The sequence below is a fragment of the Neoactinobaculum massilliense genome (assembly GCF_900604955.1).
GTDB classification, from domain to species: domain Bacteria; phylum Actinomycetota; class Actinomycetes; order Actinomycetales; family Actinomycetaceae; genus Neoactinobaculum; species Neoactinobaculum massilliense.
In genome coordinates this window covers 314727-333500 of sequence record NZ_UWPE01000001.1, presented here as the reverse complement: position 1 = coordinate 333500, position 18774 = coordinate 314727, and the positions used below count along the sequence as shown (strand labels likewise).

The 18774-nt window shown below is 65.2% G+C and carries 15 protein-coding genes and 1 pseudogene; 2 read left to right on the top strand and 14 right to left on the bottom strand.

Annotated features, from left to right (window positions below):
• Positions 1-35 precede the first annotated feature (35 nt).
• From guaB to groES, 5 genes and pseudogenes are all read right to left on the bottom strand, one after another.
• Positions 36-1545 (bottom strand): annotated as a pseudogene (gene guaB / locus EIH27_RS01475) (IMP dehydrogenase).
• 157 nt (positions 1546-1702) lie between these two features.
• Positions 1703-4354 carry a bifunctional metallophosphatase/5'-nucleotidase gene (locus EIH27_RS01470; protein ID WP_124039225.1) on the bottom strand — a complete coding sequence of 884 codons (2652 nt, stop codon included), beginning with the start codon at positions 4352-4354 and terminating at the stop codon, positions 1703-1705.
• Between the two features lie 241 nt (positions 4355-4595).
• Positions 4596-6044: an MFS transporter gene (locus EIH27_RS01465; protein WP_124039224.1), complete on the bottom strand. Its 1449-nt coding sequence runs from the start codon at positions 6042-6044 to the stop codon at positions 4596-4598.
• 82 nt (positions 6045-6126) lie between these two features.
• A complete protein-coding gene (locus tag EIH27_RS01460) occupies positions 6127-7101 on the bottom strand; it encodes a nucleoside hydrolase (protein ID WP_124039223.1) in 975 nt (324 codons plus the stop codon).
• A gap of 277 nt (positions 7102-7378) precedes the next feature.
• Positions 7379-7675 (bottom strand): co-chaperone GroES, encoded by a 297-nt coding sequence (groES, locus tag EIH27_RS01455; RefSeq protein WP_124039222.1) that lies wholly within the window; start codon positions 7673-7675, stop codon positions 7379-7381.
• A gap of 304 nt (positions 7676-7979) precedes the next feature.
• On the opposite strand from groES, the gene EIH27_RS01450 reads away from it, so the two are divergent.
• Both EIH27_RS01450 and EIH27_RS01445 read left to right on the top strand, forming a co-directional pair.
• A complete protein-coding gene (locus EIH27_RS01450; RefSeq protein ID WP_124039221.1) occupies positions 7980-8624 on the top strand; it encodes a class I SAM-dependent methyltransferase in 645 nt (214 codons plus the stop codon).
• Positions 8625-8654: 30 nt separating this feature from the next.
• Entirely contained in the window at positions 8655-9161 is a 507-nt protein-coding gene (locus EIH27_RS01445; RefSeq protein WP_124039220.1) for a THUMP-like domain-containing protein, read from the top strand.
• 89 nt (positions 9162-9250) lie between these two features.
• Here the strand turns inward: EIH27_RS01445 and tsaD are convergent, their stop codons facing one another.
• From tsaD to EIH27_RS01400, 9 genes are all read right to left on the bottom strand, one after another.
• Positions 9251-10294: a tRNA (adenosine(37)-N6)-threonylcarbamoyltransferase complex transferase subunit TsaD gene (tsaD, locus tag EIH27_RS01440; protein WP_241152928.1), complete on the bottom strand. Its 1044-nt coding sequence runs from the start codon at positions 10292-10294 to the stop codon at positions 9251-9253.
• Between the two features lie 4 nt (positions 10295-10298).
• Positions 10299-10802 (bottom strand): GNAT family N-acetyltransferase, encoded by a 504-nt coding sequence (locus EIH27_RS07940; RefSeq protein WP_124039218.1) that lies wholly within the window; start codon positions 10800-10802, stop codon positions 10299-10301.
• Positions 10803-10811: 9 nt separating this feature from the next.
• Positions 10812-11468: a tRNA (adenosine(37)-N6)-threonylcarbamoyltransferase complex dimerization subunit type 1 TsaB gene (tsaB, locus tag EIH27_RS01430; protein WP_124039217.1), complete on the bottom strand. Its 657-nt coding sequence runs from the start codon at positions 11466-11468 to the stop codon at positions 10812-10814.
• Entirely contained in the window at positions 11465-11971 is a 507-nt protein-coding gene (tsaE, locus tag EIH27_RS01425) for a tRNA (adenosine(37)-N6)-threonylcarbamoyltransferase complex ATPase subunit type 1 TsaE (protein WP_124039216.1), read from the bottom strand. The genes tsaB and tsaE overlap by 4 nt, the downstream gene beginning before the upstream one ends.
• A gap of 126 nt (positions 11972-12097) precedes the next feature.
• A complete protein-coding gene (gene alr / locus EIH27_RS01420) occupies positions 12098-13231 on the bottom strand; it encodes an alanine racemase (RefSeq protein ID WP_241152927.1) in 1134 nt (377 codons plus the stop codon).
• Between the two features lie 134 nt (positions 13232-13365).
• A complete protein-coding gene (alr, locus tag EIH27_RS01415; RefSeq protein WP_124039214.1) occupies positions 13366-14517 on the bottom strand; it encodes an alanine racemase in 1152 nt (383 codons plus the stop codon).
• Entirely contained in the window at positions 14514-16019 is a 1506-nt protein-coding gene (locus tag EIH27_RS01410) for an NAD(P)H-hydrate epimerase (RefSeq protein ID WP_124039213.1), read from the bottom strand. The genes alr (EIH27_RS01415) and EIH27_RS01410 overlap by 4 nt, the downstream gene beginning before the upstream one ends.
• Before the next feature lie 86 nt (positions 16020-16105).
• A complete protein-coding gene (glmS, locus tag EIH27_RS01405) occupies positions 16106-17968 on the bottom strand; it encodes a glutamine--fructose-6-phosphate transaminase (isomerizing) (protein ID WP_124039212.1) in 1863 nt (620 codons plus the stop codon).
• A 251-nt stretch (positions 17969-18219) separates the two neighbouring features.
• Positions 18220-18771, bottom strand: coding sequence for a hypothetical protein (locus EIH27_RS01400; protein ID WP_124039211.1), 552 nt, complete (start codon positions 18769-18771; stop codon positions 18220-18222).
• Positions 18772-18774: the final 3 nt, after the last annotated feature.

Genomic DNA, 18774 nt, shown 5'->3' with positions numbered 1-18774 from the left:
GCGAGGCGCCCGCGCCGTATACCTATCGGCTGCTACTAATTACCGGACATCGGATAGTTGGGCGCCTCGGCGGTGATCTGAATGTCGTGCGGGTGGGATTCCTTAAGGCCGGCCGCCGTCATCTGTACCAGGCGTCCACGCTCCTTCAGCTCCGGAATGGTGCGAGCACCGGAATAGAACATGGACTGGTGGAGGCCACCCATGAGCTCGTAGAGCGTGCCGGATACCGGCCCGCGGTAAGGCACGCGCCCTTCAATGCCCTCCGGGATGATTTTCTCATCGGAGGTGACGTCCGCCTGGAAGTACCGGTCCTTCGAGTAGCTCTTCTTGCCGCGGGAGCTCATGGCCCCCAGCGAGCCCATACCACGGTACGCCTTGAACTGCTTGCCCTGCACGGTGACCAGTGTGCCCGGGGTTTCCTCGGTGCCGGCTAGTAGCGAGCCGAGCATCACGGTGTCCGCACCAGCCACCATGGCCTTGGCGATATCGCCAGAGTAGTGCAGACCGCCGTCGGCAATAACGGGAACGCCCGCCGGTTCCGCTGCCTTCGCGGCCTCGCGAATAGCGGTGATCTGCGGGACGCCCACGCCGGCCACCACGCGCGTGGTGCAGATGGACCCCGGGCCCACGCCAACCTTGACTGCGTCCACACCGGCGTCGATCATGGCCTGAGCGCCGGATCGCGTGGCGATATTGCCGCCGATCACTTGGACGCCGTCAAACCCGGAATCAGACTTGAGCCGACGCACCATGTCCAGCGCCAGCTTGGCTTCACCATTGGCGGAATCGACCACCAGTACGTCCACGCCCGCTTCGGCCAGTGCGGTGGCGCGGTCCCAGGAGTCCGTCAGATACCCCACGCCGGCGCCCACCAGTAGCCGACCCTGAGCATCCTTGGACGCGTGTGGATACTGTTCCGTCTTCACGAAATCTTTGACGGTCATGAGGCCGGTGAGCTTGCCGTTCTCATCCACCAGCGGCAGCTTTTCAATCTTGTGTTCGGCCATGAGCCTGGCCGCCTCTTCGCGGGAGGAACCGCGCGACGCCGTCACTAACGGCATGGGTGTCATCGCGTCCGCTACACGCGTGGTGTCATAGGCGGAGCGCGGCAGGAAAGTGAGATCGCGATTGGTGATGATGCCGAGCAGCAGCCCATCCTTGTCCACCACCGGCAGGCCGGAAATGCGGTAGCGGCCGCACAGCTCATCCAACTCCGTGATGGTGGCCTCCGGCCCCACGGTGACCGGATCGTCGATCATGCCGGATTCCGAACGCTTCACTTCGCGTACCTGTTGCGCCTGGTCCGCAATGGAGAGGTTCCGGTGAATAATGCCAATTCCGCCCTGCCGCGCCATAGCAATAGCCATGCGCGTTTCCGTCACGGTATCCATGGCGGCGGAAAGGATCGGGGGTGCGGAGAGTGATTTTCTTGGTGAGCCGCGAGGAGGCATCCACCTCGGAGGGAATCACATCGGTTGCTTGCGGAAGGAGAAGAACATCATCATATGTCAATGCCAGTGGGGCAAAATCTTCATCGCGTACCATTCGCCTAGTCTATGCGCGGCCTCGCGGCCTCCACGGTAATTGGTTTCATGCTTCACACCGGCGCATCATTCACGGACGGATACAAAAGTGGTGGGGAAGCGTGCTTCCCCACCACTTACGCAACAGCACGAGGCGCTAGGCGCAGGTGCCGCGGAATTTACTTGTGATACGCGATCGTATCCACACCGTCGGCATTGAAGTCACCGGCGAAGAACGTGGCATTGGAGGCACCAAACGTATGCCCTGCAACCACTCCGCCGGCCAACTTGTTGTTGAGGAACACCTTGTTGCCGCGCACCACCGCCACGGTGTCCTTGCCGTCACCATCGAAGTCACCGGCCACGGCCTGATCGCCGGTGCGACCAAACACGAACACCTTATCCGCCTCGCCGCCGGCCAGCTTGTTCTGCACAAACACCTGACTGCCTCGGCGCACGGCGATGGAATCCTTCCCGTCGCCATCAAAGTCACCGGCAATGGCCGCATCAGAAGCCTTGCCGTACACGAAGTGGAAGGCCGCCTCGCCGCCGGCCAGCTTGTTCTGCACAAACACCTGACTGCCTCGGCGCACGGCGATGGAATCCTTCCCGTCGCCATCAAAGTCACCGGCAATGGCCGCATCAGAAGCCTTGCCGAAAGCGAACGTCACGTCCGCCTTGCCACCGGCAAAGGAGTTCTTGAGCATGAACACGTTGCCGCGCTGGACCGCCGGAGTGGCAACACCGTCGCCATCCCAATCGCCCATCAGCGGCGTATCACTGGCCTTGCCAAAGGCCGCCACCTTATCAACGGTGAAGTTGCCATCAGCATCCGCGTTAAACGCGTTCGGAGCGGAGGAGGCGGCAGCAGGCTTGGTCGTCGGCGTTGAGGTGGGTTCACCCGTCGGCTCCTCACTGGCCGCCGCCTTCACGGTCACGTTCGCTGTCACGTCCGTGATCGGATCCACCACCGTTCCATTCTTTAGCAGCGTGCCGGTCACGATGCGTAGCTGAGATGCCTCGGGCGCGTCGGCCGGAACCGTAAAGCTCACGGTACCGGTACCGGTCTCGTCCAGTTGCGGCGTCACGGTGTTATCCAGGTCAGTGGAGGCCACCTGAGTGCCATTGAGGTAGACGGCCACGCCGTTGCCCAGGGGCTCAGTGGACGTCATGGATAGGGAGGCCAGCTTGAGGGTGGCCTTTTTGCCCGGCTGCAGCGTATCGGCACCGGTGATGCCGATGGAGTGCTGCGAGTAGTCCGGCCTGACGTCTGGTGTGGCGGCCAGGAATGCGTTGAAGGCATCGTTATCAATGATGCCGGTGTCCACGAAGTCCGTGCCCTCCGCGAGCGCATCGAAACCGTCGCCACCGGCCAGCAGGAAGGCCGCAGAGGCGATCGTGTAGGTGGCATTAGGATCAATGGCCTTACCGTTGAGGTACACGCCGGTTACGTGGTGGCCGTACTCGGCCGCCGGATCATACGTGTAGTAGATGTTCTTCGAGAGGCCCAGGCGCAGGATCGGACGAGACGCGTTGGGCTCGTTCTTCCACTGCTGCTCAAGCATCTCGTACACCTGCGCACCGGTGACGGAGCGCGTGCCGAAGGAGTTGCCGAACGGCATCTGCGTGTAGGACTCCTCCAGCGTGATCACACCATCGCCGTTCGGATCGAGGTCCGCGCGGAGGCCGCCGGCGTTCGTGATGCCGAAATCGGCCTTATTGGTGAGGGACTGGGAGTACTGGTAGAAGCCCTCGGCCACCAGATTGCCCAGCGAAGATTCTGTGCCACGGTTAGCGCCCGTGTCATTGAGGAAGCGGGAATCGGTGCCGCGGTTGGCCACACCCTTGATGGTGCCCACCTGCGCCGCGCCCAGCTTTTCAGCGTTCGCCTTGGCGTCCTGGTAGGCCTGCTCGATGGTGGCGTCGTAGCTACCATCCGGGAGCATCCCATTCTTGTCCCGCTGGTCCTTGACGTGGTTGACCTTGCCCGTGGCCGTAGCCTTCTTCGTGGCCTTATCATAGGTAATGGTGATTTCGCCAAAGGCGGTGCCGTAGGATTCCGGCTCCACCACCGGAGCGCCCGACGCCGTCGTCGTCTCAGCGTTCAGGTGCGTGTGCCCGGCAACCACGGCGTCAACGTTCGGGCCGATCTTGGCGGCGTTCGCCGAATCGGAGTGGTCCAGTGCGACGACGACGTCCGCCTCGCCGTTCGCCGCGTTCCCGTCCTTGAGTTGTGCGGCTACCCTATTGATCGCGTCCTGATCCTGCGTGGGGGTGAGTCCCTTAATGCCGGCGGGGCTGACCAATGTAGGCAGTTCGTCGGTGACGCCGGAAACGAAAGCAACCGACACGCCGTCGTTCGTGGTGAGGATGTAGTACGGGGGCAGCACGCTCGGATCCACACCATCCACGGAAGCAAGCGTGTAATGGTAGCCGGCGGTTGCGGCCTCGGGAATGATGCGGTCACGGAAGTCCGCGTAACCCTTGTCGAACTCGTGGTTGCCGGCACCGGATACCTGCAGGCCCATCTGGCCGAGGATGGAGATGGTGGGCGAATCGTTGGCAATCGAGGAGACATAGGCGGAGCCACCTACCAGGTCCCCGTTGCCCACGAACATGAAGTTATCCGAGGAGGCCTTCACCTGATCCAGCTGGTATTTGAGCTGGGAGGCATTCTCGATGTGACCGTGGAAATCGGAGATTGCCGCGATGGTGATGGCGCTCTGGTCAGCGGTAGCCGCAAATGCGGACGGCGTGAGGCTGACAGAACCAAGAGCGAGCAGGGCCGCCAGGCCGCAACCGGCCAGGGCGCCCGTGCGTGAACGCTGCATGATGATCCCTTTCGTGATGGATGAGTACCTATCCACAGTAAAAACAGAAAGTGAACCGGGAGTAAACACCTACCCGCCCGGAAGTGAGCGTCCGCGCGGGGAGGAACCTCGGCGCGATACCGGGACACAAGCATGCCCTCACGCCGTTACATCTGTACCCACTATGGGACCGGCGTTCACGTGCTACGAGGCCGGACGGCGTCGCGCGCCCGGGGCGGCGTCGTCCTCAACGGCCCCACACCTAGATCTTCTCCTCGCCGTTATCGCTCCCCGGAAGCGCCAGGGAGAACACGAGGGCAACACAGCCCATAATGACGCCGACGATAAGCGCACCCCGGTAGGAGGCGATGCCCTTCCCCGCGGCCATGCCTCGCACCACCACCGAGGACATCACGCCCGTGCCCACGGCCGCCCCCATGTTGAACGCGGCCGAATTCAATCCGGGCAGCACGCCGGGACGATCGGCGGACGAATAGAGCACGCCTAGGCCGTTAAGCGTGGTGGAGCACGCGGCCGAATAGGTTGCTCCCATGAGGATCGCGAGTGCAAAGAGCACCCATCGGTCCTGGTAGCCGAGGACGCAGCCGATCATTAGCACCAGACTTCCCGCCAGGCCGCCCCGCAGGAACTGTCGGTAGCCGATCTGCGGCGCAAGTTTCCCGACCAACGGACCAAGCAGCCAGCCCACCAGCGAAAACGGCATGAGGTACATGAGGGCGGAGACGGTTGCGCTCATGCCGAAACCGTCGGCGCCATCCTGCGAGAGGGCCGGAAGCGCGAAGAGCAGCACGGCGAAAGCGGACGCCATCGTGAAGAAGGTGGTGGCTAGCAGGCCCCAGGTGCCGCGCCGTGCCAGGACATCAAGCGGGACCAGCGGGGCGGCGGTGTGCCGCTCGACCAGTGCGAAAGTGATTCCGAGGACCACCGCGGCGACGAGAAACCCGATAGTCCAGGGACTCACCCAACCCGCCATACCGAACCCGAGTGTGAGCACCATGTTGACGGACCAGAGTGAACCGGTCATGGTGAGGGCACCGGCCCAGTCCATTTTCTGCGCGTCCACCACGATGGTTTCCGGATCCCAGATCCAGATGGCGCCAATGGCCAGGACTTCCAGGATAAGAATCACCCAGAGGATGCCGCGATACCCACAGTGGTCCGTGATGAGGCCGCCAAGGAGGGTGTCGATGCCCGCCACGCCGGAATTCACCGCCGCGACGAGCCCCAGATAGAACCCGTACTTCTTTCCCGGCAGGATCGCGCGCAGGGTGAGGTTCCCCAGCGCAAAGGTTGCCCCGCAGGCGCCCTGGAGGGCACGACCAACAATGAGGAGCATGGGCGTGGTGGCCGCGAGCGCGAGAACCGTCCCAATAATCATGACGATGACGGAGACGATGGTGGCCTTCTTCCGTCCCACCTTGTCCGCAACCGGCGGCACGAGGATGGCCACCGCTGCCGCGACCGCGAGGAAGATATTACTGGACCAGCCAATCACGCCCGTCGAGGTATGCAGGCGCGCTGCCATGTCCCCGATCGCCGGGGAAAGCATGGTCGAGTTCAATTGGAAACTGGCGATGACAAGAATCAACGCCGTTGCCACCAGAGGTGCGCTCATTTTGCCCGAGCGCGGCCTCCGAATCAGAATGCCCGAAGCCGTACGTTCCACGGTCAAACTGTCCTCGCCTGCCATCTCTCTCCCCACTCAGCGCGCGCCTACATCGTGCGAATTTGTCAGGTGCGCCGGACGGAACCCAGCCCGGCGCGCGGCCCAGCTAGTCGGTGATGCCGTGGATTGCTACCGAGGGCGTGGTTTCGATTGAGAGCAGCTTCTCGAGCTGTTCGTAGAACCCCTCACTGTCATACTTCTCAATCACGGTCGCGTTCGGCTGGTTGTTGAACTTTCCCCACGCCATCGCGGAGAATCCGCGCGTCAAGCTGGACGAGGTTTCAACGTCCACGCGGTATTCGTTGCTTTCCAGCACAAGGGCGGGATCAACCAGGCTCATCACCGTGGCCGAATCGGGGTGCGTGGAACCATCCACTCCCACCGACTCATTGAACGCAAGCGTGGTGTCGCAAACGGCGCCGAAGAAGCGCGAGAGCGGCGTTCCCAACTGCGTGAGGAGATTGTACTTTGCGCGCGGATAGGTGACGTCCCTGAGGGTAACGGGATCCCAGGTGAGGATATTGACGTTGTGGAAGCCGGCGGTGAGGACAATCTCCGCAGCCTCCGGGTCCACGTAGAAGTTGAACTCCCCGCTCGCGGAGGCGTTACCGCGGCCATTATTCGATCCGCCCATGATGTAGAGGCCCTTGACGCGTTCGGGCAGCGAGCGATCCTTGGCCACCGCGAGGGCGATGTTTGTGAGCGGACCAATAGCCACGATGCTCAGTTCGCCCGGGTTCTCGGCGGTGAGACGAATGATGGCGTCCGGACCGAACTCGTCCGAAACGGCATCCCACGGATTGTCCAGCTCAAGCTCGCCGGCGCCCGTGCCGTGGACGTTCTCCGCGGACTCCCATGGCCGCAGGAGGGGTTGGGTGGCGCCTGCGCACACCGGAACCTCACCGAGCTTGCCCGCCACCGAGAGTGTCATCACGGCGTTCTCCACCTGCCGGTTGAAGCCCACGTTGCCCGCAACCATCGTGATGGCGCGAAGATCCGCCTCCGGATGCAGGAGGCCAAAAAGGATCGCCACGCAGTCATCCTGAGCGGTATCCGTATCCAGAATAAATGGCTTTGCCATGCTAACCAGCTTTCCCTCGGCATGCCCGGGATGCGTCCGTCGCGCCCCACGGTGAGGCAATTCTAACGGCCATTCGGCAGTGCGGCGCCGAACAAACCGGGCCCGCGAGCGAGAGCCGGACGACGTCGCGTACGCACTACTGGAGCAGACAACGTCGTACAACATGGCGTCGTGCAAGACAGCGCGGCACCAAAACCGGACCGCTCCTCACGGCCCAGGGCGTACGGGCATACAAAAACGGGGACCCCGAAGGATCCCCGTAAGTGGCAGTGTGCTACTACTTCTCCACTACCGCCAGCACGTCGCGAGCGGACAGGATGATGTACTCATCCTCGCCATACTTGATTTCCGTCCCGCCGTACTTGGAGTAGATGACCACGTCACCCACCTTGACGTCCATCGGCACGCGCTGGCCGGAATCATCAACGCGGCCCGGGCCCACGGCCACAACCTTGCCCTCCTGGGGCTTCTCCTTGGCGGTGTCCGGGAGGACAAGCCCGGATGCCGTGGTGGTTTCTGCTTCGAGCTGCTGGATCGCGATGCGATCCTCCAGCGGCTTAATGGAGACCGTCATGTGTCTCCTCCTCTTCTTCTAGACTCGTGTGTTAGTACCTGGCGCCGGGACCCGCCGTCGCGGGGGCCGGGCCCGAACCGGGCACAAGCCGTAGTAGAACTACGTCCACGGACTAGAGTATGCCGGCTTTAGCACTCGGTCAAGGCGAGTGCCAAAGCTACCGCTGGTACGACGCCGCCCGGTACCGCGCGAAGTGCGTTGGAAGCGCAGCGTTTGCCGCGGCGGCCTGATACGGTCGGTGCCACGCGGGGTGCACCGCGGTACGCCCGGTACCGCACAGGCTTTGTACCGCAAGGAGGGCACTATGACCACGCTTGAAACGGCCGAATGGCTGGTGAGCCCTGCCGGCCGCGCCGCCTACGAACAGGCCGCGAGCGCTCCGCTCGAATCCTTGGCGGCCACGAGCTATCTGCGCCGAGCCGGGTATAGCGCCGAGCGCAGCGCCGCCCTGCTGACGCTGCGCGATCTGCGTGCACAAGCGGTGACGAAATTTGGCCCCGCGGCCGCCCGCATGTTTTTCACACGGATGGGCCTGGAGCAGGCCACCCGTGCGACGGTCGCGGCCCATCATGCATACCGGTTACGCCAGGCGAGATCCGTGGTGGATCTGGGTTGCGGTATTGGCGGGGCCCCCGCCCCTCTTCCGGCGGCCGGGCTCGATGCCCCCGGGGTGGAGCTGGCCCCGGCCACGGCGGTGTTTGCCCAAGCGAATGCCCCTGCCGCTAACGTTCTCACCGGCGACGCCGCCACGCACCAGCCGCATGCGGGCGCGGTGTGGCTGGACCCTGCCCGGCGCACGGCCACCGGCCGGCGCATCATGGACCCGGAATCCTGGTTCCCACCGCTCTCGCGGGCGTTGGAGACGGCGCGCCGCTTCCCCGCCGCCGGCATCAAGGTGGCACCGGGGATTCAGTACGAGGCGCTGCCCGCGGACTGCCAGGCCGAGTGAATTGAGGCCGGCGGCACGGTGGTGGAGGCGGTGATCTGGTTGAGGCTCGGCACACCCACGCGGATCGCCACCATCGTGGCCGCCGATGGCACAACCGCGGAGTACAACACGGGTACCGCCCCGAATACACCGGCAGAAACGCTTGCTCCTGCGCCCCTGGGAAACTACGTGGTGGAGCCGGCAGGCGCGCTTATCCGTGCGGGCGGCGTGGCACCATTCGCCCGCACACACGGGCTCGCACCGGTGAGCCCGAATATCGCTTACCTGACCGGGAGCGCCGCGCCCCGCTCCCCCTTCGCCACCACGTTCCGCGTGCTTGACGTGCTCCCGCTACGCCCGAAGGCCGTGGATGCACGGCTGGCGGAACTGGCGCCCGGCCGGATTGACATCAAAAAGCGCGGCACCGACATTGAGCCGGAGGCGTTCCGGCGGCGCCTGAAGAAAACGCGGATAACCCCGGGTGGTCCGGCACTCACGGTTATTCTCACGCGTCTGCTCGGTGAGCACCGGGCGCTCATCACGGAGAGAGTCCACTAGTCCGCGAGGCCAACGGCCGGCCTGCTGGCGTCGTCGAACAAAAACACCGTACCCGGGACCGGGCCGGGCACAGCGGCGTTGTTGAACCCCTAGGCCATGACCGGCTGCTCAAGGTCCATGTTCGTATCCACGGTCATGTCCAGCGGCGAGGGAGCCACACCGGCCGTAACCAGCTTGTAGCCGAGAGCCGCAATCATGGCACCGTTGTCCGTGCAGTAGCGAATGGGCGGGATGCGCACGGTGATACCCCGCTTAGCGGCACGCTCGGCAAGGAGTGCGCGCAGGCGGGAGTTCGCGGAGAAGCCGCCGCCCACAACCAGCGTGTCCGCACCGACGGCCTCGCAGGCATTGAGGGACTTTTCGGAGAGCGTGTCGTCGATGGCTTCCTGGAAACCGGCGGCGATGTTGGCTACCGGAATATCCTCGCCGCGGGTTTCGAGGCCCTCCACGTAGCGGGCCACGGCCGTTTTGAGACCGGAGAAGCTGAAATCATAGGGGTGCTTGGCTTTGTTCTTCCCACCTTCGAGCCCACGCGGGAAGCGGATGGCCGTGCGGTCGCCTTCTTCGCGGGATACCCGATCGATGTGCACGCCGCCCGGATACGGGAGCCCGAGAATGCGGCCTACTTTGTCAAATGCTTCGCCGGCGGCGTCATCGATGGTGCCGCCCATTTCGTGGACGTCCCCGGTGATGTCATGGACGTCGAGGATGGAGGAATGGCCGCCGCTCACCACGAGGCCCACGAAGTGTTCGGGGAAGGGACCGTCCACCAGTTCATCCACGGCCAGGTGGCCAAGAATGTGGTTCGCACCGTAAATCGGCTTGCCCAGCGCCAGCGAGAGCGCCTTCGCGGCGGATACACCCACGGTGAGCGAGCCGATGAGGCCCGGACCGGCCGTCACAGCAATGGCATCCACCTCCGAGAGGCTCACATTCGCCTTCTCTAGGGCCGCAGAGAGGGTGGGCACCATGGATTCCAGGTGGGCGCGGGAGGCTATTTCGGGGATGATGCCGCCAAAACGCGCATACTCATCCATCGAGGTGGCGGTGACGTCGGCAAGCAGTTCGCCATCACGCACCAGCGCCACGCCGGTTTCGTCACAGGACGTTTCAATTCCAAGAACGGTAGTCACGGCGCTACATTCTACGCCCCGGCGCCGGCTCCACACGCGCCGCCTCCGCCCCAAGATCCAGCCGCATGATGTAGCCGTCCTCACCGCCGTAGTAGCGGGGACGGGTACCGACGACGTCGAAGCCGCGCGACCGGTAGAGCGCCAGCGCGGGTGCATTGGTGACGCGCACTTCCAAGAAGGCGGTGGTGGCGCCACCCAGACGGGCGGCAGTGAGCAGATCATCCAGCAGTAGAGAGCCGAGGTGTTTTCCCCGGCGCTCGGGGGAAACACCCAGGGTAAGAATGTTCGCGTCCGGCCCGATACTGATGCCGCCGACGGCCACCGGGGTGGGCAGTGCACTGGCCGCCTGGAGTGGCACGTAGGCGATGAATGTGGCCGCACCGAGTTCGTCTCGCCAGGCGGCCTCGCTCCAGGCCTCACCCGCGAAAATGGCCCGGTCCAGCCGGGCAAGGACGGGCGCCCAGCCGGGCGTGGGCGTGATACGCGTGAGATCCGGCGGGAGCCTCACAGTACGGACCTACTTGGCGGCGGGCTGAGAAACGGCCGGCACCGCATCCGGGCGGCGCAGGTACTGCGGCGTGGTGCCCGTATCGATGGAGGCGCCAGCCTTGTTCTCTTCCTGATGACGCAGAGCCAGGCGAGCCATGTGCTCCGGCGTGACCGTCACCACCGTGGCACCCTCAAGTTCGGCGCAGATACCTTCGCGCGGGACCACCAGGGTGGCATCCGTGTGCTTCGCCATGAAGTCCGCGAAGTCCGCCCGCGGCACAATCTCGGGGTCACCGTGACGGTTCTCCGCCGTGGACACCAGCACGTAGAGTTCGCGCCGGCGTGCATCGGTGGCCACCACCACGCTTGATGCACCGTCCGTGAGCGCCGCCGCTGCCATGATCTCCAGCGAACTGACACCTACCAGCGGCACGTCCCACGCGAAGGCAAGCGTCCGGGCCGTCACCAGCCCGGCACGCAGGCCGGTGAACGGTGCCGGGCCGGTGCCGGCGACGATCATGTCCGGCCGCTCGATGCCGGCCTGGGCCAGCGCCTGCTTCACCATGGGAGTGAGCCGTTCGGCGTGGTGGCGCGAATCCGTATCCGTCACCCGCGCGAGTTCCTTGTTACCAGCGATCACGCCCACCACGGGAATGTCGGACGTATCAATGGTCAAAATGTTCATCGTTCCTCCCATTTCTGTGCGATATCGCGGGCCAGTGCCTCAGAGCGCGCGCCGGTAGCCTCCAGGACGAGTTCGCGCGGAGCGTCCCGGTAGAGGTCCACCACGTCCTCCCCTTCGGTAGAGCCCTCGGGGCGGTTGATGTGAATCTGGAGACGATCCGGTGTGAGCACCTCGGTTTTGCCTTCGCCCCATTCGATGACGGTGGCGGCATCCTCCAGTGAGGTGTCCAGGTCCAGCGCATCTAGCTCCTCAAGCGAGGCCAGCCGGTAGGCGTCCACATGGACCAGGTCCGGCCCATCCTCGCGGGCATGGTGCACATTAGCGATCACAAACGTGGGTGAGGTCACCCGACCGGACACGTTCATGCCCTCGGCAATACCGCGCACCATGGTGGTTTTCCCGGCGCCCAGCGGCCCCTCCAGCATCACGAGGTCGCCGCGCTGAAGCACGGTGCCCAGAATGCGGCCGAATTCGCGCATCGCATCCGCGTCGATAATTTTCATTCTTGCTCCCTTTTCGCGCGCACCATCCTACGCGCTACAGCCTTCTATTCGACGACGCCGCAGCGTCCAATCCCATGACCGTGAGTAGTAGACCACCCGTTCTACAGCGCGGCGAACGGCGTCGTACTAGGCGCCCTCATACACGCGAGGCACGCGGGGACCGATGCGGGTGATGATTTCGTACCCGATGGTGCCGATGCGTTCAGCCCACTCATCCGCTGTCGGCTCGCCGCTGCTGCCACTGCCGAATAGGGTGGCCATCTCCCCCGGACGTGCATTCTCGGGCAGGCGCACAACAAACTGATCCATGCATACGCGGCCGATAATGGGCGCGCGCTGACCCCGAATACTCACCTCGCAGCGGTTGGAGGCCGCCCGCGGAATGCCGTCCGCGTAGCCGAGCGGCACGATCCCCAGGTGGGTGCGGCCTGTCGCGTGCGCGGTGTGTCCGTAGGAGACACCGGTGCCATCCTTCACCCAGCGGTCGGCAATGATGGGGGCTTCGACGCGCATGGCCGGACGAATTCCCAGCTCGGCGGCGGTGGCCACGGCCGGATTCGGGGAGAGGCCGTAAAGGATGATTCCGGGGCGCACCATGGAGAAGAGTGCTTCCGGATGCCAAAGCACCCCGGAGGATGCCGCCAGGTGCTCCACGTCCGGGTGGATGCCGGCCGCGCGTACGTCCCGCCGGGCCTCCTCGAACAATTCAACCTGCCGGGCCGTCGCCTCCGGGCGTGCCGGATCGTCGGCACAGGCGAGGTGGCTCCACAAGCCCACCACCCGTACGGTGCCCCGCGCCTCCAGTGCGGCGAGCCGGGATGCGGCCGCCGGTACGTCGGCCGGCGCAAATCCTTCACGTGCCATCCCCGTGTCCACGCCAATATGCACCGGAATTCCGGCGCCGGCGGGCAGATCCTCCAGCCGGTCCAGCACCCATGTGGCGCCGACGGATACTTCGATGCCCGCCGCTGCGGCCTCGCGGAAGTCCACCGTGTCATCAAATATCCAAGAGAAGATGGGGACCGTGCGCGTGGCGCCGAGGGCCGCGGAAAGGTCCAGCGCTTCGCGCAGTTCGGCCACGCCCAGGTAGTCCGCTCCGGCGTCGAGGAACGCCCGAGCCGCGGCGAGCACGCCGTGCCCGTAGGCATCCGCCTTCACCACGGCGAGGAGCCGCTGGCCGGAAAGATGGGTGCGCGCCGCCGCAAGATTCTCCCTCAGCGCGTCCACGCTGATGATGGCCCTACCCGGATACTGAGTCACTGCCGGTCCTTTCAAAGCTTCCTGCCGCGACACTTTACGCGGACCGCGCACCGATGGACACAGCGGCACGGTAGGTAGTCTCCAGGACCACGCAGGAACGCCCGATGGTGCGGGCGCGCCGCTCCGGCGTCGTGCTACTCCACGCGAACGATACGGCGGGGAATGTGTTCGGCGAGGCGCACGGACAGCTCGAAGGAGTCGAAGCCGCCGAAACCCGCGAATTCCTCGATCGAGGGCACCGGGCCGCCGGCTACCGCCGGGTCCCCGAACAGGTAGGCGCGGTCCCCTACCCGCACGCCGGCCGGCACCTCCACGATGATCTGGTCCATGCATACGGCGCCACGCTGCCTGCAGCGCTGTCCGTTGACCAGAAGTTGGGCGCGATTGGCCATGGAACGCGGCAGCCCGTCCGCGTAGCCCACCGGCACCAGGGCGAGGTGGGTCCGCCGGGTGGTATGGGCCGTGTGGTCATAGGAGATGCCCGTGCCATCCTCTACCCAGCGGTCCGCAACAATCGGGGCAGACAGGGTCATGGCGGGCCGTAACCCAAGGTCCACGGCGGTCCCCACGGTGTAGTCGAGCGCCTGCCCGTAAAGCGCGATGCCCACACGCACCATCGAGTAGAGGGTGGCGGGATGCCAGAACACGGCCGCGGAGGCCGCCAGGTGCTCCAGTTGCGGATGTAGTCCACCCGCCCGCGCGTCTCGGCGCGCCTGTTCAAAACGCTCCACCTGGATACGGGTGAGTTCGTTTTCCTCGGGGTGGTCCGCACCCGCGAGATGGCTCCACAGGCCGACGACGCTCACCGTCCCGCGAGCTTCCAGCGCGGCAAGGCGTTGGGCTGCGGGTAGGACGTCAGCGGGCGCGAATCCCTCGCGCGCCATTCCGGTGTCCATGCCGAGGTGGACACGAATACCGGCACCCGCCGGGAGCGCCTCCAATTTGTCCAGCACCCAGGGGAAACCGACGGAGAGCTCAATGCCGGCCGCACTCGCCGCCTCGAGATCCGCATCCGGGCCGAATAGCCAGGCGAAAATGGGAACGCGCCGCATGGCGGGGTCAGCGGCGAGCCCGGCGGCCAGTTGCTCCGCTTCGCTCAGCTGGGCCACGCCCAAATAATCCACGCCCGCCGCAATAAGTGCGCGCGAGGTGCCGAGCAGCCCGTGACCGTAGGCGTTTGCTTTGACCACGCCCATCACCTTCTGGCCCGTGAGGTGGGCGCGTACGGCGGCCACGTTCTGCTTAAGGGCGACCGCGTTAATGTCCAAGCGTCCCGGAAAAATCATGCGGCCTTCCTTATTGCTTCGATGGCGGCGGGAATTGACGCCGCAATATCCGTGGCCCCGATGGGGTGACCGGCACGGTTGGCGGGATCATTGAACAGCGTATCAGCCGCAATCGCCGCTGCCACACCGTGAATGTAGGCGGCCGTGGCGGCCACACGGGCGGCACCGCCCGGTTCCATGGCCAGCGCCGCCGCGTGGGCTAGCAGCCCGCCCGTGAGCCCCGCCAGTACGTCACCCGCGCCGGCCGTACCCCGCCATCCGGGCGCGCCCCCTTGCGCGTAGGCGTCACCGGTGGGCGCGGCCACCACGTCCACGGCTCCCTTGAGCATGACCGTGGCGCCGGTGGCCGCCGCGAGCGCCCGGGCCGCTTCCAGCTGGTGGGCTTCGATGAGCGCGCGGCTCCAGGGGGCGCCCTCGCGCGAAAGTCCAAGGTGGGCGGCGAGTGCCACGGCCTCCCCGGCGTGTGGCGTGAGCACGTGGTGCTCGGCGAGGCCCCCTATGCTGGCTGCAACGAGAATGGCCTCCGCATCAATGACCGCGGGCAGGCCGCTTGCGAGTACCTCCCGGACGTCCGTCTCCCCAGCCGCCCCGCCCGGACCCACCACGTGTGCCTGGACACGTCCATTAGCGCGCACCACCTCCGGGTGGGCGCGGATAATCAGCTCGGCAACGGCGTCCGCCCCAAGATAGCGGACCATGCCGGGGCCGGCCGCGAGCGCCGCAGCCGTGGCCATGAGCCCGGCCCCGGGGTATTGCTCGGTGCCGGCACGCACGCCCACCACGCCGCGCGTGTATTTGGAATCATCCGGCCCGGGGGCGCACAGCAACGCCGCGGCGTCGCTCGCCTCCACCGCGCGTAGATCAGGCGCCGGGAGCTCATAGCCCAACGGCACTACCATCACGTGCCCCGCCAGCCTGCGGGCGGGTTCCAGCAGCAGTGCGGGCTTATTCGCACCCATGGTGACCGTGAGGTTGGCGGGCAATGCCGGGCCTTCAACCCCGCCGGTGTCCACGTCGACGCCAGAGGGCACGTCCACGGCAACAACTGCGGCCCGCGCCCCCGAAATCCCGCGGCCCACGGCCATGACGATGCCGGCCGCCGGTTCGCGTATGCCGCCGCGGGCGCCAATGCCGAGGATGCCGTCAATGATGAGGTCCGCTCGGGCCGCTTCAAGCTCCGCCTCCGCCGCGGCTACCTCCCGTGCACCCACGCACTTGGCGGCCCGCCAGCCGGCTGCGTGCATGCCCTCCGCACAGCAAATCACCCGGACGGTACAGCCGCGCCGGGCTAGCCGCGCGGCCGCGAACAGCGCGTCACCGCCATTGTTGCCACCGCCTACCAGCACGAGTACGCGGGCACCGTACACGCCACCGCGGCACCTGAGCAGCCGAATGCATGCGGTGGCTAGCGCAGCCGCCGCATGCTGCATGAGCGGCTCGCCGGCCGCTAGGAGCGGCGCCTCGGCGTCTCGAATGTGCGCAACAGAATAAGCCTTAATCATCGGATCCTCCACGTGCAGCCTACGCACGTGAAACCGCGCCGGCCTGGGCTGTCCGCACCTCGAAACGCGTCGATAAACCCCGCGCCCTACTCCACCGTGACGGACTTGGCCAGGTTGCGGGGGTGATCGACGTCGTACCCCTTCTGCGCGGCCATTTCGGAGGCGAAAATCTGCAGCGGCACCACGGTAACCATGGGCATCATGAGCGTGGGGGTGCCGAGGGGGACGCGGAACACATGCTCGGCGTAGTCGGTGACGGCGTTATCTCCCTCCTCGGCGATGACGATGGTGCGGGCGCCGCGAGCGCGCACCTCCTGGACGTTGGAGATCACCTTGTTGTGTAGTTCGGGGCGGCGCGGGGTGGGGACGATGAAGAACACGGGTAGACCCGGCTCGACCAGCGCGATGGGACCGTGTTTGAGTTCACCGGCCGCGAAGCCCTCCGCGTGTACGTAGGCCACTTCCTTGAGTTTGAGTGCACCTTCAAGAGCCACGGGGAATCCCACGTGTCGTCCGAGAAAGAGGAAGGATGTTTTGTCCTTCATGGTGCGGGCGAGGGCGCGGATGCTCTCCTCCTGCTCCAGCACCTTTTCTATGCGCCCGGGCATGCGGGAGAGTTCTTCAAGGTACCCGGCAACCTCCTCGGGGTATTTATTGCCGCGCACCTCCGCCAGGTAGAGGCCCAGCAGGTAGGCGGCGGCGATCTGCGCCACGAAAGCCTTGGTGGAGGCGACGGCAATTTCGGGGCCCGCGTGGGTGTAGAGCACGGCGTCGGATTCACGGGCAATCGAGGAGCCGTATGTATTGCAGATGCAGAGTACTTTGGCGCCCTGTTCGTGGGCGTGGCGCATAGCCTGGAGCGTGTCCATGGTTTCTCCGCTCTGGGAGATGGCGAGCATAAGGGTTTTCTCGCTGACCACGGGGTCTCGGTAGCGGAATTCGGAGGCTAGTTCCACCTCGACGGGGATGCGGCACCAGTGTTCGATGGCGTAGCGCGCCACCTGTCCCGCGTAGGAGGCGGTGCCGGCCGCGATGACGATGATTTTGTCCACGGAGCGGAACAGGGCGGGGTCCATGCGCATTTCGTCGAGCGCCAGGTGCCCGTCCACCAGCCGGCCTCGCAGCGTTTCCTCGACGGCGTGGGGTTCTTCGTGGATCTCCTTGTCCATGAATGTGGCGTAGCCGTCCTTCGCCGCGGCTTTCGCGTCCCAGGTGATGGTGTACTCGCGCCCCTGGGCGGGGTTTCCTGCGAAGTCCAGGAGTTTGACGTTCGTTGCCGTCATGACGACGACGGTGTCCTGGCCCACTTCCAGGGCGCGGTCCGTTTCGCCCACGAAGGCGGAGACGTCCGAGCCGAGGAAGTTTTCACCGTTGCCCAGGCCGACGACGAGCGGAGAATTGCGGCGGGCGGCCACCACCGTGGCGGGATCCTGGCCGTCTAGCGCCACCAGGGTGAAGGAGCCTTGGAGGCGCGCTACCACGTGGAGCATGGCTTCGGTGAGCGTGGCCGCGGTGCCGTCCGCGAGTTCGACGCCGAGGAGTTGCGCTACTACTTCGGTGTCCGTGTCCGAGCGCTGGGTGATGCCGCGGGCTGCCAGCTGGGCTTTCAGTTCGAGGAAGTTTTCGATGATGCCGTTGTGGATGACGGCCACGCGGCCGTCGGCGGACAGGTGCGGGTGAGCGTTGACGTCCGAGGGCGCGCCGTGGGTGGCCCAGCGGGTATGTCCCATAGCGCTGATGCCGGGCGCGAGGGGATCAGCCTCCAGTGCGGCGGTTAGGTTCGTGAGGCGGCCGGAGCGTTTGCACACGGCTAGGCCGCTGGCGGATGCGACGGCCACACCGGCTGAATCGTAGCCGCGATATTCGAGGCGGCTAAGGCCTGCCAGGACAACGTTGAGAGGACGGTCACTTGCGGGCGCGGGCCCTGCGTATCCAACAATTCCACACACGTCCGGGGATTCTACGCGGCGGCGATAACACGCTGCTACAGAACAGACAACGGACCTTTGGCACGGGTGGACGCGCGGGTTATGGCGGACATGCATGCGCGTGGGACGTGGACGGACGTGCGGACCTATCGCCGGGCGCGTGGGACGTGGGCAGGTGCGTGAGTCAGCACCGCACGTTGGGCACGGGCAGACGTGCGGGTGACGTGCCGCGCGGAAACCAACTACCTGCGGGAAAATTACGGTCGCCCAGGTCAGAATCCCTGGTTGAGGCGGAAGGGAACCTTCTTCCGGGTGCCGCGCTGCTTCGTCGCAGCAATCAGGTTCGGCGCCCGGAACAGCTTCAAGTTCACATTCACCACCTGGCCATCCTTGCCCCACACCGCAAGCAACATGTTTCCGGAGGCCCACCCCCACTCAGTAATATCCTCATGCCGAATCACACGACGCCGACCACGCCAATCCACATCCTCAAACACACCCACACCATCACGCACCCACTTCACCCGGTAATAATTCAAATACGCCCAACCAAGGCACGCAGAGAAAACACCGCCCACCGCGAAGCACGCAAACCCAATTTGTGCATCTCGATGTCCCCATTCCACCAAGGCGATCACAAAGAACGCGGCCGAGAGAACGGTGACGAATACCCCGCACACGGTAAGAATGCAGCCAAACTTCAACAGTGTCTTTGTCGGGCGTTGCACCTCACCCTCGTCCGTTTCTTCCCGACGAGGACCCCAGGACACCACTGTCCCAACCGACATCGCCGCCGCAAACAACCCAATAAACACCCAACGCATGAG